The following is a 16,944-nucleotide window of genomic DNA, read 5'->3' as shown; positions in this document are numbered from 1 at the left end:
ACTAATATACGTATTTATATACTAATTTATAATATTTATTTTAATTAGTAATGATATATCATATTTGTAATAATAAAAAAGTTTTTTTGTAAAAATAATCTTTAAAAGTGTATTAAATTTTAAATTGTATTTCTTTTTTTGCTACATTTATGATAATGCGCCGCATAAAAAAATATGAATGTTTTTTATTTTAAATTTATGTATAATTTTTTATCAATTGTTGACTATAAACAATTTAAAAAATCTTTTAATACGAGGTGAAAATTATGAGTAGATGAAATTTAAAATTATTAAGTATAGCCCCCATATCATTGCTATCTATTGTTCCTATTGCATTATCAGGTAGTTGTTCTAATGATAAAAAGGGCAACTCTAAAAAAATAGTAGATCCACTTGATAAGAGTAATAGTTCAACCAATTTTATAAAATCAGTTAGTACAGATGAAGCTCAAGAAATAATAGCTAAAAATAAAAATAATGATGATTTTGTTTTGCTAGATGTTAGAACTCAGGGTGAACTTGATGAACAATATATCGATGGAATGATTAATATTGATTATAGAAATCCTGATTTCAAAAGGCTTATTAATCAATTAAACAAAAAGAAAACTTTTTTAGTTTATTGCCGCACCCAAAATAGATCACACGCAGCGGCCAACATAATGAAAGAATTAGGATTTGAAAAAGTTTATTGAATGGACGGCGGAATTACAAAATGGTTGCATGAAAATAAACCGGTTATAAATGTTAATGCCCACAAGAAAACATTATCTATTTCATCAAATAAAAATACTTTTTTAATATCGGATGATGTTGAATTTTTGGTGAATCTAGATGGTTCTAATATAACAGAATCTGAATTTACATTTGAATTAAAAGATGAAAATGATAATCTTATTGCAAAAGATAGTAAAGTATTTCAAAATAAATTTTCAACCTCTCTTAAATCTATTTTTGGAGAAGGATTAACACTTCAAGAGAATAAACAATATTCTCTTTGAATAAAATGTGAAAAATTAACAAACACAAATGATGCCTTATTTAAATTTTCTATTTCTAAATCTCCATCAACTAATCCAGAATTTGAAGCTTACAAATCTAAAGGAGCATATGATCATATTTCTAAACATCCTTCATTAGAAGTTAATGAAGATTTTATAAGAAATAATTTTGGTCATAATGTTTTTCAATACAAAGCAACAAATATTCAAAAAGAAGAAAAAACAATAGATAATTTAGTAGATAAAGAAAAAAACACAATTGTTTTATTTGCTTCGCCAACTTGTTCTTCATGTATGAATTGTCTTGTTACTTTAAGTAAATTTGATTTAAGCAAGTTTAATTATGTAAAAATATTAACTTCAGTTAGTGATAATGTTGATGAGTTTTTATCTTTATCTAAAGAATCCTTCAAGGAAATGAATATCTCTTCTGAATTAGATAATTCCTTGTTAGATAATAAAGATTTAATTTGAAAAACAAAATTTAATTTTTCAACAACACCAAAAATGTTGTTAGTTAATAAATTTGGCAATGTTGTTAATGCAATTGACAGTTTAAGTGAAAATAATTTTGAACAAGACTTTATTGATGTTTTAGATAAAACATTTGATATAAAAATAACTAAAAAATTAAATATTGAACCTAATGAAAATGATTCTGAAAATGAGGGTAAAGTTAATAATCAAGAAGAATCAATATTCAAAAACGAATATAGAACTCTTGAACAAAGAAAGAAAACAGAAAAAGATAAAATACAATATTTAAAAGAACGTGATTGAAATGCAATGGATAAACTATATGGCTTGAATGTTTCAGAATTTAGGGTTTATAAAAGCAATGGAGATTTAGTTCCTCTTAAAGAAGTTTTACCTAAAAATGATAATCCAACCGTTTTAATGTATGGTTCTACGCATTGCGGTTATTGTGCTTATGCTTTAAAATTTTTTCATAACAACCCGCTAAAATATGCCAATTTTATAGATTTATTAACTGATGGTGGAATTAATTGATTTGCCCAAAACAACAGTTCTATAGATAAAATCGACAAAGAAATATTTCAACCATATAAATCTGATTGAAATGTTAATGTGTTTAATAAGTATTCACATTCTGTACCACAAGGATATGTTTTAGATAAGGAATACAATCTAACATATGCATTTGGTTCAAATTACTTTTTAGCTCAAACTATAGTAGATGTAGTTAAAGATACTATCTCTACACTTGACGAAAATAAAACAAAATAAAAAGTGCAAACTAAAAATTTTGATTTTTAATTTAACTGCATTATAATAATTCAAAACATCATGAGGTGCCGAGCCTAGCTAGCTAAGACGCATGCCAACCTGTTGTTAAATAAGGTGGATAGTGAGGGGCAATTTTGAATTGTCTAACATGTTAAAACATATAACTCCTGATGTTTTTAATTAAAAAACTGAAGGAGATTTTTTATGCGAAAGATATTATTTACAAGCGAAAGTGTCGGTCAAGGTCACCCAGATAAAATATGTGATCAAATATCGGACTCAATTTTAGATGCTTTTTTAGAGCAAGACAAAAATTCACATGTAGCTATTGAAACTATGGCTACTGGAAATTATTTAATTATTGCGGGAGAGGTTAATTCAAAAGCTAAGGTGAATTGTCAACAAATTGCAATAAATGTTTTAAAAAAAGCTGGGCAATTTAGTGATCAATTAAAAATAGTTCAAGATATAAAAATCCAAAGTCCTGATATAAATCAAGGTGTTTCTAGAAGTGAAGGACCAACCGGTGCAGGTGACCAAGGTATTATGTTCGGTTTTGCGACAAACGAAACTAAAGAATATATGCCGCTCCCAATAACTTTAGCTAATGCATTAATCAAAGAAGCAGATAAGAGAAGATTAAGTGGTGAATTGAAATGATCTAAGAGTGATATGAAAGCTCAAGTTTCAATAGATTATAGCGATAAAAAACATATAGTCGTTGATACAGTATTGATGTCAATTCAACACGAAGAAGATTATGATGACATAATTTATAAACAAAATATCAAAAACTTAATTATTGATGTTCTTAAAAAATATAATCTTGAAGAACCTAGAACAATATTAATTAATCCAACAGGTAGATTTGTAATAGGTGGCCCAATTGGCGATACTGGTTTAACAGGCAGAAAGATAATTGTTGACACATACGGCGGTTTTGCAAGGCATGGTGGTGGAGCTTTTAGTGGTAAGGACCCTTCTAAAGTTGATCGTTCTGCAGCTTATGCTTTGAGGTGGATTGCTAAAAATTTAGTTGCTGCTAATGTAGCAGATAAAATTGAATTACAAGTAAGTTATGCAATTGGTGTTTCTGAACCAGTTTCAATATATGTTGAAACATTTGATACCAACAAATACCCTCATGTTGAAATAGTCAAATGTATTCAAGATCTTTTTAACTTAACTCCTGACGGAATTATTAGTGAATTAAAATTAAAAGAAACAAAATATGCACCAACTTCATATTATGGACATTTTGGAAGAGATGACCTAGATCTTCCATGAGAAAGACTTAATAAAGTTGAGGATATTAAGAATTTTTTTAAAAACAAATAAAAACAGCAAATAAATAAAAGCTGTTTTTTTATTATTATCATATAAGCTATATAAAAGAAGCACTATTTTTCTAATAAATAAGCGATACCTTTTAGATATTTTTTACTCTAATTTTAGCTTTTTCATCTATTATTGCTTTTAATCTAGATAAATCGAAATTATGATTCATATTTAAATTCACTAGGGTTTGCTTTAACTCTCTCTAGGTATGTATAATATTCCTCACCTTGTCGCTTAGTTATTGTATTTACAGCATCAGCAATTTTATTACCAAATTCTTTTTGAATTAAATCTATATCGACTTCTATGTCTTCGACTATATAATGTGCTGAAGAACTATCTTATAGTTTTCATCCTTAAACTTACTTGCAACTAATAATATAATGAGATCTTGCCTTGTCCGCCTGTCCTTTATGCCGTTTTTTTAGCCTTTAAGTACCTTTATACCAAGTCGTATAATTAAAAATAGTGTTAGATATCCAAGAGTTGAATATTTTTTTACTATATAATTGCATTCTTATTATTTATAAATATTAAATATTTGATTACTTAACTAAATATTATTATTAATATTGATATTAATTAATAAAATTTATATATCTAAATTTTTTAAATTATTTTAATAAATACATTAAGGAGCAATATGCTTGATAAAAAAGTTAAAGAATACTTAAAAAAATATCCTACAAAAGATGGTTATTTTGGAGAATATGGCGGTATATATTTAGATGATGAACTCACTAATATATTTTCTGAATTAGCAGATCAATATGAAGCAATTTCAAATCAAGAAGATTTTAAAAAACAACTTAAGGAACTTAGAAGAGATTTTCAAGGACGTCCAACCGGAATTTATTATTGTAAAAATTTAAGTGAATCAATTGGTAAGGTAAGAATTCACATTAAGCGTGAAGATCAAAATGAAAATGGTTCACACAAAACTAATCATTGCATGGCTGAAGCCTTGTTTGCAAAAATGATTGGAAAGAAAAAACTTATCGCTGAAACTGGAGCAGGAAGTCATGGTTCATCAGTTGCTATTGCAGCTGCTCATTTTGGCTTAGAATGTGAAATACATATGGGTGCCGTGGATATTAAGAAACAAAAACCTAATGTTGATAAAATGAAGATTCTAGGAGCCAAAATTGTTGAAGTCACTGAAGGTGAGCAAACTTTAAAAGAGGCAGTTGATTCTGCTTTTAGAGCTTATAAAGATCAATATAAAGATGCATTATATAGTATTGGTTCAGTTGTTGGCCCTCATCCATTTCCTAAAATGGTTAGGGATTTTCAATTAGTAATTGGAGAGGAATCAAGAGAACAATTTACAAAAAGATATAATAAACTTCCAGATATGGTTGTTGCATGTGTAGGCGGTGGTTCTAATTCAATTGGATCTTTTATACCATATATTGGATCAACCACTAAATTAGTTGGTGTTGAACCACTTGGTAAAGGCCCAAAAATAGGTGATAATGCCTCAACATTGGCTTTTGGGCAAGTTGGTGTTTTGCATGGTTTTAAGTCAGTTATTTTAAAAGATGAAAAAGATTCTATTGCCCCAGTTTATTCAATAGCTCCGGGTCTAGATTATCCTGGAGTTGGACCTGAACATGCTTTTTTAAGAGATAATAATTTGGTAGAATATACAAATATTAATGACAAAGAAGCCATTGAAGCATTTTTATTAATGTGTTGTAGAGAAGGAATTATTCCTGCAATAGAATCATCTCATGCTCTAGCGTATGCAATCAAATACGCAAGGGAAAATAAAGAAAAAGAAATAGATATTTTAGTTACTTTATCAGGTCGTGGCGATAAGGATTTAAACTACATATTTAATGAATATCAAAATGAAATCAATGAGTTTAATGAAAAGAATATATCTAAAATAAAAAAATAAGGAAATTAGTGTATGAAAAAAAATATAAGAAAAATAATTTTAGCAGGTCTCGCAGTGCAATCAATTACTCCTGCTATGGCTATTTCATGTTTTTGAAACAATAAAAAAAGCGATGAACTAAACGTATTGTTTGTAAGTGATATGCAAAATCAAAACGTTACTTCAAATAAAGAATTTAAGCGCAACACATCATTTGGTAATGATTTGATTAAATTAATTGTCAAAGGAAAAGAAAGAGAATTTGTTAATGGTTTTGGTACACACGCCGGAAGTAATATTGACAACAAAAGAAATGTTAATACTGTAATCTTAAATATTGAGAACAAGAATTTTGACTATTTTTCAACATATTTTGGCGTTGATGCTTCTAAGCAAGATCATGGTAATGGTATTAAATTTAGATTTTATGGAAGCAAAGATAACAAGGAGTGAACTGAATTACTTGATGATAAAAAAGTCTACAAAGGAACATCTGAAGCCGGTTTTGCTAAATTAAATATTAAGAATATGAATTTCTTAAAAATTGAAATTGATACAAATGGTAATGATGGGTGAGATCATGCATCTTTTGGCAATGCTTATTTTTATAAAGAAAAATATGAATTAAATTTAGATGAACCGGTTTCAAATATTAAGTCAATAACTAAAGGTGATGAAACCGAAATAAAAAATAAATTATTCTCATCAATTGATGATGTATCAAGTTATAAAAAAGTTATTTTTAAGAAAATCATCGTGGATAGAATTGGTGAAAATAGGCTGAATGATTTAATGCATTTTAACGATATAAAGGAAACAGTTGAGTGATTATTAGGTGATGATGAAGCTCTTGAACTTTATGCAAATGGTGGAGATTTAGATGGATCAAATAGTTCTTCACAATGAATTAAGTCACTTAAGATATTAAGTAAAATTTATTCTAAATTTAAAGGCGATTTTATAGTAAATGACAAAGATCCGCTTTCAGGCATTCCTTTAAAAACAGTTTATAAAAAAATGGCTATTTCTATTTCTTTAGTTTACGTAAATGATGTTATGGATTGATGAAGACAACCTCAAACAATATCTGATCCAATTGTTAGATATTCACTATTTAAAAAGTTGCATAATGAAAATGATAAGCAAGATCAAATTGAATATTTATCTGAATTAAAAAACAATGATTTATCTAAATTAAGCAAAAGACAATCAGAAGATATTAATAATAGAATTAAAGTAATTGAAGATCAATTATCAAAAAATATTTTTCATAGAAAATTAAATGTTAAGGTATTTGATAATTTAACAATTGAGCACATGAGATGAATTTTTAATACTTGAATGAATGATGAAGAAATAAATTGATTAAATTATTATGGACGTCGCCTACATGGTTTCAATGGTAAATTATCAATTGGCGGATATGACTATATGCCATATACAACTCCTGCTGCTCACCATGATTATTTTAAAAAATTTGAATTAAATAATCCAGATTCAGAAAAAGCAAAAGAAGAATTTGCTAGAATGGATAAAAAATGAAATTTAACTAAATTTGGAATAAAAAATAATGGCTTATATAAAGCTTGAGTAGGAATTGAAGTTGGACAAGTGTGTGGTGGAATATCTAAATTAGGGTCAGCAATGACTTCAGCGCTTGGATTACCATCAACTGTTGTTGGTCAGCCAGGTCATGCCGCTTATCTAAACTATAGAGGAAATGGTATATGATCATTAGATAACAATGTTGGAGGGTGATCTACAGCAAATAAGGGCGAAAGAATGCCGTTAAATCTAACAAGTTCTAGATGGGATATAACAGTACCAAAAAAACACGGGAATGTTAATTTTATTTTATTAGCAGAGGATGCCTTAATAAATTATGATGATTATTATGAGTCGGAAAATTTAAGATATTTAGCTAACACATACTTTAAAAATGACGAGTTAAAATATTTATCAATATTAAATAATTCCCTTAAAAAATATAAGGCTAATTATAAAACATTGTATGATATGCTAATGGTTTACAAAGACAAAAACGACTATGAAAAAGTCGAATTTGGAAAAAAAGTATTATCTAATTTAAAGACATATCCTTTCCCATATGCATATATGGTTAAATATATTATTTCAATAATTGGAGATAAAACCTTACAATTCGAGCTAACTAATCTATTAAATAAACAATTAAAAGAAGACGCTAATATCGAAGGTACCAAAAATGATTACATAATAAAACATCAAGCCAATTCATTTTTCTCTGGCGAAGTCGATGACACACTTGGAAAATTTTCATTTGATGGACCTAATGCTAATAAAATTATATTCAACGAAAAATTTACTGGATCTAATCAATTTAGAATTAGTTTTGATGGCGGAGCTGAATTCAAAATTACTAGTGATAGAATCTATACTTTAACAAGTAAAGATTTAGAAAAAATTAATGAAACCAATAATATTATTTTAGGTATCAATGGTACAAACGAAACATTTACAATCGACATTAAGAAATATGAAAATGTTGAAAATGAATTAATTGTTAATGAATATGATGGTTCTTTTGTTGGAAAAAACATAGATAAATATGAATGATCTTTTGACAAACAAACATGACAAGATTTAGCAAACTATAAATTTAATTTAAGTGTTGGCGAAACTAAAACAGTGTTTTTAAGAAAAAAAGCCTCAGCACATTATTTATCTTCAGAAATAATTGAAAAACAACTTACAAAAGCAAATCCTGGAGACAACTTAGTTTATATACCAAATGACAAATATTCGGGTGAAACTAGTTCTGAAGAAACAAGATGAGGAAGAAACCAATATGGCAAATATGCATTTGATTCTGATCCTAGAACATTCTTCCACACTCATTGAGGTGGAGATGACAAAAAGCACATTATTTGAACTTTAAATGAGAGAACTAAAATTGCTGAAATTGAATACGAATCTTCGGGCGGCAACGGAACCTTATTAGAAGGTGACTTATATTATAGTGACGATAAGATTAATTGACATAAGATATCTAGTTTTACACTCGATAGAAATTCTTCAAAATCTAGAATTAAAACTAATTACACAAATAAAATTAAATATCTAAAATTAGTTGCTACTAAGACACATGGTTCAACAATGAATAAATGGCTTTCAGCAAAAGGATTAGAATTATTTACCTACAAATAATTAAAAAATAAACAACAATAAAAACTACTAAACTAAAATGTAGTTTTTATTATGATCAAAATATAAATTAAAAAAAATCAAATACTTTTAAAATTATGTGATTGAGTATATATAATTAATTAATAAAAAATTATTGATAGGAGAATAAATATGGCAGAAAAGAAACCAATAAAAATATTAACAGTTAACGGTAGTGTTAATGGATTAGAATCATTATCATGAAAAGTAAATTCAGCTATAGTACAAGAATTAATCGATTCTCATCCAAAATCATATATTAGTGTTTTAGATTTAAATGATACTTCAGCATCAACAAACTCATTAAATTCTAATAATTTTAAAACTGATTTTTTTCAAAAAAATTCTGATGAATGAATCAATATGTTAAAAAACACTGATGTATTAATAATTAATACACCTATGATCAATTTTAATTATTCATCTCTAGTTAAGAATTTTATTGATGCGATTTGTGTGGCTGATAAAACATTTAGTTATAAATATTCTAAAAAAGGTGGCGCTATAGGTCTACTAGATAACTTGAATGTAATTATTGTTGGGACGCAAGGTGCGCCAACAGGGTGATATGAATTTGGTAATCATGTAAAAATGCTTGAAGGAACATTTAAATTTTTAGGAGCTAAAAAAGTTGAAACTATTTCTATAAATGGAACAAAAGTTGAACCATATAATAAAATGACACATGATGAAATACTTAAAGAAAATGAACCCGCAATTAAAAAAATAGCTAATAAGTTTTAAAAAATATTTATTAATTGTATTAAATTAAAAATGGCATTTTTCAAAAGTGTCATTTTTAATTTATTTTAAATCACAAATAAGTCAAAATTAATAAGTGGGCATAAATTAATTTTAAAAATAAAAATATTCAAAAGGAGATTTTATGATCAAAAGATCTAAAAAACAAATTGAGAAACAATTAAAAACATTAAATATAAGCATTGATAAAAAAATTCATTCTTTCGATGAATTTATAATGGTGTTAAATCTTAATATTTATAAAAAAATAATAAATAGTAAACATAAAATTGAACATTCGCGTACGGTTAAAAGCGTTAATATTTTTTTAGTATTTATAAGTATAATTTCATATTCTTTATTACTTATAATACCGGCAATGATTTGAAAATTATTATTGTCAGGAGAGCAAATTTCTAAATATGTATCTGGAGTATTAGCTATTTATCCGCTTGTTTTTCATATTTTTAAAAAAGGTATTGAATGAACTAAAAATATTATTTACAAATTAAATTTACCGGATGAACTTGTCGATAATTATCCTTGTGTAAATATAGCTAAATATATTAGTAATTTTGTTAATGGAAAATACAAATATTATAAGGGCGTTTTGTTTAAGTTGTCACTAAAAAATGATTTAAACACTAAAGATTTTGAATTATATTTTGAAAAGCTCAGAGATATTGTATCTATATTTACTACTAAATATGACACAAGTCAAATTGATGAACTCTTTAAGTATGAGGTAGTACTAAAATTTGAGCAATCTAAATAAATAAGATATAAGTTAAGTTTATACTGCGGGTGTCACAATTCTATTTCTTATTTTTATTAATTATTTCTTCTACATTTCTATATGTAAGTCTGTGTATTTTTGTAATTCCGAATTTTTCCATTGCTAGGTTATGGGCTTTTGTACAGTAACCTTTATGTTTATCAAAGCCATAGCCAGGGTATTCAAGGGCATATTGCTTCATAATATTATCTCTTGTTACCTTAGCTAAGATAGAAGCACAAGCAACATTAAAACTAAGAGAGTCACCTTTAATAAGGTCTATAACTTTTATGTTATTGAACTCTATTTTTTCAAAATCAGTAATTATTAAATCAGGTTTATTATGTAGTTTATTTAAGCATTTAACCATTCCTATTCTTGAAGCTTGTTTTGGATTTAAATTATCTACCTCTTTATTAGAGATTATTTCTATTGAATACTCTGTAGCATTTTTAATAATATCATCGAAGGCAGTATTTCTTTGTTTAGGAGACATTTGTTTAGAATCGTTAATTGTATTATTAGTATAGTCTTTAGGCATTATTGCGCAAGCAACAACAAGTGGACCTGCGCAACATCCTCTTCCAGCTTCATCTAATCCAGCGATTAGTTTATGTTTACTATAAAGTTCTTTTTCGTAATTTAACATATTATTATTTTACAAAATAAAAATTAATAGGCTTAACCTATTAATTTAAATTATTTTTTATCATCTTCTTTTTTATCTTTGTTTTGCTTTTTATTATCATCATTTAAAGGATTTTTAGATACTTTAGTAGAATCTTCTTTTGAATTAGCATCAGTAACATTAGAGTCTTCTTGTTCTTTTTGTTGTTCCTTAAATTCTTTTCTCTTTTTCTCTTGTTCAATAGTATCTAGAATTTTATTAGCTAATTCTTCCTTAGTCATGCTTTCATAGCCAGAAATATATAATTGTTTAGCTGCTCTAAATAATTTTTCATTAGGAAGATTAACTAATTTATCAAATTTTTCTTTTCTTTCACTTGAATCATTTTCTTTTGATGATTTATCATCTTTTTGTTTTGAATTATCTTCTGATGAATCATTGTTACTATTTTCCGTTTCAGAATTTATATTGTTAAATAAACCTGTATTTCCGAATATTTCTTTTAAAAATGAATTAGGATCACTTGCCATCTTCTTAAATTGTTCAATTTGGGCTGCTCTTATAAATGCCGCTTTAATCAATTTTATAAAGCGTACAAAAGCAAACCATAAAATTATTAGAATAACAGCACCCGAAATTTTAATTCCATAAAGTAGTTTTTCATGAAAAACAAAATTTTCATTTATCCTAAATAGGAAATTAAATGAGAAAACAAATAGTGCAAATGTTGTTAGTGAGATGAAATAGGTTGCAAGAGTATTTAATGTTGAATAGTTTTTTTGTTGTTTTGATTTAATGAAACTTATCAAAAAACTAACTAGTGAAATAATTGAAAGCACAGAAACCACTAATCAAAAACCAAATGGCCATTGGAATGTATCTTGTACTCCCGCTTTGTCTCCTAAGCTATTTTGTTTTGTAACTATAGTATCTCTAAAAAATAAGAGTAAACCAACATTTACTAATGCGAACACAATTAAGAAAATAAATGTAGCAATAGTTCCTCATATAAAGAAACTAAATTGCTTTTTATTTTTATCTCATAGTTCTTGTGTATTTTCTGACTTTAAAAAATCTTTATTGTAATTATTCATATTGCCTTTCTTTAATATATATAATAATGTAAATTATACTAATATTGCATATATTTATTTTTTTAATTGATCTCAATCATAATCAACTATGTTGAATTGTTCAGGAATTTTGCTATAAGCTATTATGTTTTTATTTGAAATAGGATGAGTAAATTCTATTTTAAAAGCATGCAATCTTTGATTAAATTCATCAACATACTTCGAATAAACACTATCTCCATAAATAGGATGTTTTATATATGACATGTGAACTCTTATTTGGTGAGTTCTTCCTGTTTCTAAGTCACATTTAATTAAAGACATTGGTGATTTATCTAGATAAAAAGTTTTAAGTAAAGTCACATTTGTAATAGCTTCTTTTCCGTCTTTATCTACAGCCATAGTTTTTCTATTTGTTTTATTTCTGTTAATTGGTAAATTAATTTTGGTGAAATTATTTTCTAAAACACCGTCACAGATAGCAATATATGACCGTTTTATATCATGTTTTTTTAGCATTTCAACAAGTTTACGATGTGTATTATCATTTTTTGCAATAATCAACAATCCACTGGTATCCTTATCTATTCTATGTACAATTCCTGGTCTCAATAAACCATTTTCATTGCTTAGTTTTTTATAATGATATAAAAGTCCGTTTGCTAATGTATCGCTATGATGTCCTGGTGCTGGATGTACTACTAGACCACTCGGTTTATCAATAATAACTAAATCATCATCTTCATAAACTTTATTAATCTCCATTTTAATTGGTTCCATTTTAATTTCTTTATCTATTAGACGAACTACTTTGATTTTTGTACCTTCTCTAACAATGTAGTTTGGCTTCAAAACAGGGACATTATTTGCAATATAAACTGCCCCCTCTTTAATTAATTCTTTAATATCGTTTCGACTAATTTCACTATTATCACTAATATATTTGTCAATTCGTTCTTTATATTTAACTTCTAGTTCAAGCATAATATTTATTATAATGATTTATAATATTTTAATATGGAAATAAATAACAAAAATAACAACAAAAACATTGTTGATGATAATAATAAAGAAATTATTGATTTAGAAAAAGTTAAAAGAGAGCAAGATAACAATCTTAAAAATGCCTTAAAAAATTCTAAAGTTTATCAACTCTTTTTAATTATATTTTTTTCATTCTCATTACTGTTACTAATAGGAATGATATCTCTTGTTATGGTGTTTTATTGAAAAAATATTTTAATGCCAAATTATAGAACAATATTATTGTGCGGTGGTGCAATGGTATTGTTTATATATATAATATTGGGCACATTGACACAAAAATATAAGAACTTATTATTTAATAATTTAAATGATTTTCTTCAATTAGATCAAGATAATCAATCTATTAGAAATATATTAGAAGATTTAGAATTTAATAAATCTATATCATTAAAAAATATTTTCTTATGTAACAAAATTAGAAAAACAATTTATATGGAGCAAAAAAAATAAGGTCAGCTATATTAAGCGCGGACCTTATTTTTTAAATTATTTTTACTACTTCCTCTTTTGATTTATGTTTTCCTTTCAAGTTATCTCTTTCGGTATGAATTATTTCAACGTTTACATTACCACTTGTATGTTGTCCGTATTTTTGTTTTCTTCTGAAACCGAGTACTAGTCCTTCTATTTCTTCGATTGTATTTGCTTCAGCAATAGTTTCTCTAGTAGTTACTAATCTAGCTTTATATTTATACATAAATCCCTCCATAAGTAGTTTTTTTTATATACTTAAATTATACCAAGTTAACTTTGAAGAATTACTATTTGAATTGTATTAAATGAATAAATTCATTAATTTATTTATTTTTATAATTAATAAACTTTGGATTTAAACAATAATATTAAATAAAAACCAAGCTTGGAATACTTGATTTTAAAGTGTTTTATAAATTAGATTTTTATATTATTTAGGTCTAATAATATAGTCTTCCAAAATTTTAGCAACCCCATAAGGTTTTGTTGGGTACTTAGTTAATTCTGCACCAGCTGATATCAATTTATCTGAAGCATTATTTACTGCAAGTACTCTTCCGCAAATTCCTACTGTCGTGCTATCATTCATACTATCACCAATATGTCAGGTATCTTTTGGGTTTATTTTGTAGTATTCACACATTTTTTTTGCTGCTTCACCCTTTGAGCAACCTTTAGCAGTTATTTCAATATATCTGTTACTATCACCTGAAAAAACAAGTGAAATAGAGTCTCCATATTTTTCTTTTAAAAAATCCATGAACTTTAAAACTTTTTTGCTATTGAAATTTCAAATTATCATTTTGCTTACAACAAAATCATTCTTAAAGTTTTTTGCTCTTTTGCTTTTTCCGCCCTTGTAACGAACTGCAAGTTTTAGAAGAAGAGAGTCTGTATAACAATGATGTTCAAAATCAGAATTTAAGATCACTGAATGTTTTTGTTTTGTTATATCATCAAAAATATTTTTAACTATTTGAGGTTCAATGCCTTTTTGAAAAATTATTTTGTTTTCGGCCTTGACTATTGCGCCATTTCATCCAATATAATTTTCGGTTGAATTAAGCACTTCTAGATAATGACCTAATGACTTTGCTCCTCCACGACCAGTCGACGGAAAAACTTTAATTCCCATATTTTGAACTTTTTTGATTGCCTCAAGGTTCTCTTGACTAATGCTCTTAATTTTCTTTTTTTGATATGTAACAACATCTAAAGTTGTTCCATCTAAATCTAAAAATAGTATTTTAGGTAGGTTATTTGCTGTTTTCATACATAGGATTATAAATTAAATTTGTTTTTAATATACATATATAATTGATTTACTATATTTTTAAAATAGTATAAGGAGAAATTATGGATATATCAAAAAAATTTGTTAGTGAAAAGCTACAACTTAAGGAAACACAAGTCGACACAGTTTTAGAATTATTGTCAGAAGGAGCTACAGTTCCTTTTATTGCTCGTTACCGTAAAAATCAAACTGATGGATTGGATGAGGACCAAATACAAAAGATTAATGAAATGTACACATATAATGTTGAATTGAATAAGAGAAAAGAAGCAATTATTGAAATTTTAAAGGAAAGAAAATTATTGACACCCGAGACTGAAAAAAAATTAAATAATGCTGAAACAAAAGCAGAGGTTGAAAATATATATGAACCATTCAAGGTAGGTAAAAAAACAAAAGCTACTGACGCAATTGAATTAGGATTGGAACAATTAGCTCTAGATATATTCAATGCAACAGATGAAAACTTTAGTCCATTTAACGAAGCAAAAAAATATTTAAATGATAAGGTAGAAACTGTGGAATTTGCTATTGAACAGTCACAATTTATTATTAGCCAAATAATTTCTCAAGATGTAGAGGTTCGTGATTATGTCAAAAATCAAATATTTAATTTTGGTCAAGTTGTCACAAAAATAAAACCAAAGGCAGAAGATAACAATGAAATTTTTAGACAATATTATGATTTTCATGAACAAGTTAAAAGAATTCCTAATCACAGAGTACTCGCAATTTCTAGAGGTGAAAAATTAAAAATTATTTCATATGATTTTACTTTTAACAAATCAAAGATAATGTATGACTTAAATAATAAATTTTTTAAAATAAAGAGAACCGGAAAGATTATTTACGATTCATTAGTGGATTCTTTAGAAAGATTAATATATCCTTCAATCATTCGTGAAATTAAAAAGGATCTTTTTGAAAAAGCTGAAAAAGAAGCTATTGTACTTTTTGCTAATAATGTTGAAACAATGCTTTTATATCCTGCGATAAAAAATAAAGTAGTACTTGCAATTGATCCAGGTTATATAAATGGCTGCAAAATAGCTGTTTTAGGAAAACAGGGCGAATTATTAGTTAACTCTAAAATTTATTTAAAAACTAAGGATTATAGATTGCTTGCAGATCAAAATGATATTGCTAAAAAAATCCTCAATGATTTAATTGATAAATATAATGTAGATATTATTGTAATTGGCAATGGAACTGCTTCTCGTGAAAGTGAGGAACTTGTTTCAATGGTTGTTAAAGAGAGAAAACAAAAAAATGCTAGTGATCAATTAGTATATGCTGTAGTTAGTGAAGTTGGTGCTAGTGTTTATTCTGCTTCAAAATTAGCGCAAGAAGAGTTTCCAGACTTAGATGTTCAAGAAAGATCTGCAATAAATATTGGTCGCCGTTTTCAAGACCCGTTAAATGAATTAATTAAAATTGATCCTAAATCAATAGGAGTTGGCCAATATCAACATGATGTTAATCAAAAAGATTTGTCTAATGCATTAGACTTTAAAATTGATAAAGTGGTTAACTTAGTTGGTGTTGACATTAATACAGCAACATCTACTATATTAAGTTATATTTCTGGTTTAAATAAAAATATTGCAAGTAATATTATTGAAGAGCGTTCTAAATTAAAGAAATTTACCGATAGAAATCAACTTAAAAAAGTTAAAGGTTTAGGCCCAAAAGCTTTTGAACAATCAATAGGATTTCTAAGAATCCACGATTCTAAAAAATTCTATGATAGAACAAGTATTCACCCCGAAAGTTATAAATTAGCAGATAAAATTGTTGAGAAATTAAATATTGATTTAAATGATATCGATATTGAGACACTTAAAAAAGCAGATATAAAGTCATTAGTTAAAGAATTAGATTCTAATGAATTCGATGTTAAGTTAATTATTGATTCCTTAATCAATCCAACAAAAGATATTAGAGATTCTAAAGATGGCTATATTTTAAAGAGTGATATTTTGAAATTAGATGATTTAAAAATAGGAATGATCCTTGATGGATCTGTGCAAAATATAACAGATTTCGGTGCCTTTGTTTATATAGGTCTAAAACAGGCAGCGTTAATCCATATTTCTAATATGAAAAAAAATAAGGATGAAATTATCTCTCACCCAACCGATATATTAAAAACTGGTGATAAAATTAAAATCCAAATTATTGGATTAGATATTGATAGAGGTAGAATTCAAGGCAAATTAGTTTTTTAACATATTAAAAT

At 26.6% G+C, this 16,944-nt stretch carries 13 protein-coding genes; 8 read left to right on the top strand and 5 right to left on the bottom strand.

The window, feature by feature from the left end:
- Positions 1-266 precede the first annotated feature (266 nt).
- From JXZ90_RS01970 to JXZ90_RS01945, 6 genes are all read left to right on the top strand, one after another.
- Positions 267-2,249, top strand: coding sequence for a rhodanese-like domain-containing protein (locus tag JXZ90_RS01970; RefSeq protein ID WP_205848104.1), 1,983 nt, complete (start codon positions 267-269; stop codon positions 2,247-2,249).
- Positions 2,250-2,453: 204 nt separating this feature from the next.
- Positions 2,454-3,587 carry a methionine adenosyltransferase gene (gene metK, locus JXZ90_RS01965; RefSeq protein WP_205848103.1) on the top strand — a complete coding sequence of 378 codons (1,134 nt, stop codon included), beginning with the start codon at positions 2,454-2,456 and terminating at the stop codon, positions 3,585-3,587.
- 643 nt (positions 3,588-4,230) lie between these two features.
- On the top strand, positions 4,231-5,490 hold the full coding sequence (gene trpB / locus JXZ90_RS01960) for a tryptophan synthase subunit beta (protein WP_205848102.1): 1,260 nt from the start codon (positions 4,231-4,233) through the stop codon (positions 5,488-5,490).
- Between the two features lie 12 nt (positions 5,491-5,502).
- The gene (locus JXZ90_RS01955) at positions 5,503-8,655 is read left to right on the top strand and encodes an NPCBM/NEW2 domain-containing protein (protein WP_205848101.1); all 3,153 of its coding nucleotides are present in this window, start codon (positions 5,503-5,505) and stop codon (positions 8,653-8,655) included.
- A 150-nt stretch (positions 8,656-8,805) separates the two neighbouring features.
- Positions 8,806-9,417 (top strand): FMN-dependent NADH-azoreductase, encoded by a 612-nt coding sequence (locus JXZ90_RS01950; protein WP_205848100.1) that lies wholly within the window; start codon positions 8,806-8,808, stop codon positions 9,415-9,417.
- Positions 9,418-9,559: 142 nt separating this feature from the next.
- Complete coding sequence (locus tag JXZ90_RS01945; protein ID WP_205848099.1) at positions 9,560-10,189, top strand: hypothetical protein; 630 nt, start codon at positions 9,560-9,562, stop codon at positions 10,187-10,189.
- Between the two features lie 40 nt (positions 10,190-10,229).
- Here JXZ90_RS01945 and JXZ90_RS01940 read toward each other — a convergent pair whose 3' ends face one another.
- The 3 genes from JXZ90_RS01940 to JXZ90_RS01930 are packed head-to-tail and all read right to left on the bottom strand — an operon-like array spanning position 10,230 to position 12,874.
- On the bottom strand, positions 10,230-10,838 hold the full coding sequence (locus JXZ90_RS01940; protein ID WP_205848098.1) for a ribonuclease HII: 609 nt from the start codon (positions 10,836-10,838) through the stop codon (positions 10,230-10,232).
- A gap of 50 nt (positions 10,839-10,888) precedes the next feature.
- Positions 10,889-11,911, bottom strand: a complete 1,023-nt coding sequence (locus JXZ90_RS01935) for a hypothetical protein (protein ID WP_205848097.1) — start codon at positions 11,909-11,911, stop codon at positions 10,889-10,891.
- 54 nt (positions 11,912-11,965) lie between these two features.
- Positions 11,966-12,874: an RluA family pseudouridine synthase gene (locus JXZ90_RS01930; RefSeq protein WP_205848096.1), complete on the bottom strand. Its 909-nt coding sequence runs from the start codon at positions 12,872-12,874 to the stop codon at positions 11,966-11,968.
- A gap of 33 nt (positions 12,875-12,907) precedes the next feature.
- On the opposite strand from JXZ90_RS01930, the gene JXZ90_RS01925 reads away from it, so the two are divergent.
- Positions 12,908-13,387, top strand: a complete 480-nt coding sequence (locus tag JXZ90_RS01925; RefSeq protein WP_205848095.1) for a hypothetical protein — start codon at positions 12,908-12,910, stop codon at positions 13,385-13,387.
- Between the two features lie 31 nt (positions 13,388-13,418).
- On the opposite strand, the gene JXZ90_RS01920 is transcribed toward JXZ90_RS01925, so the two are convergent.
- Positions 13,419-13,634 (bottom strand): MAG6790 family protein, encoded by a 216-nt coding sequence (locus tag JXZ90_RS01920; protein ID WP_205848094.1) that lies wholly within the window; start codon positions 13,632-13,634, stop codon positions 13,419-13,421.
- Between the two features lie 207 nt (positions 13,635-13,841).
- Positions 13,842-14,684, bottom strand: coding sequence for a Cof-type HAD-IIB family hydrolase (locus tag JXZ90_RS01915; RefSeq protein ID WP_205848093.1), 843 nt, complete (start codon positions 14,682-14,684; stop codon positions 13,842-13,844).
- Positions 14,685-14,767: 83 nt separating this feature from the next.
- Here JXZ90_RS01915 and JXZ90_RS01910 point away from each other — a divergent pair, with 83 nt between their 5' ends.
- A complete protein-coding gene (locus tag JXZ90_RS01910; protein WP_205848092.1) occupies positions 14,768-16,933 on the top strand; it encodes a Tex-like N-terminal domain-containing protein in 2,166 nt (721 codons plus the stop codon).
- Positions 16,934-16,944 lie beyond the last annotated feature (11 nt).

Origin of the sequence: Mycoplasma sp. Mirounga ES2805-ORL (assembly GCF_017084445.1) — a bacterium.
Taxonomy (GTDB): Bacteria; Bacillota_I; Bacilli_A; order Mycoplasmatales; family Metamycoplasmataceae; genus Mycoplasmopsis.
The sequence above is the reverse complement of the archived record's forward strand: the minus strand, read 5'-3'. Positions and strand labels throughout refer to the sequence as shown.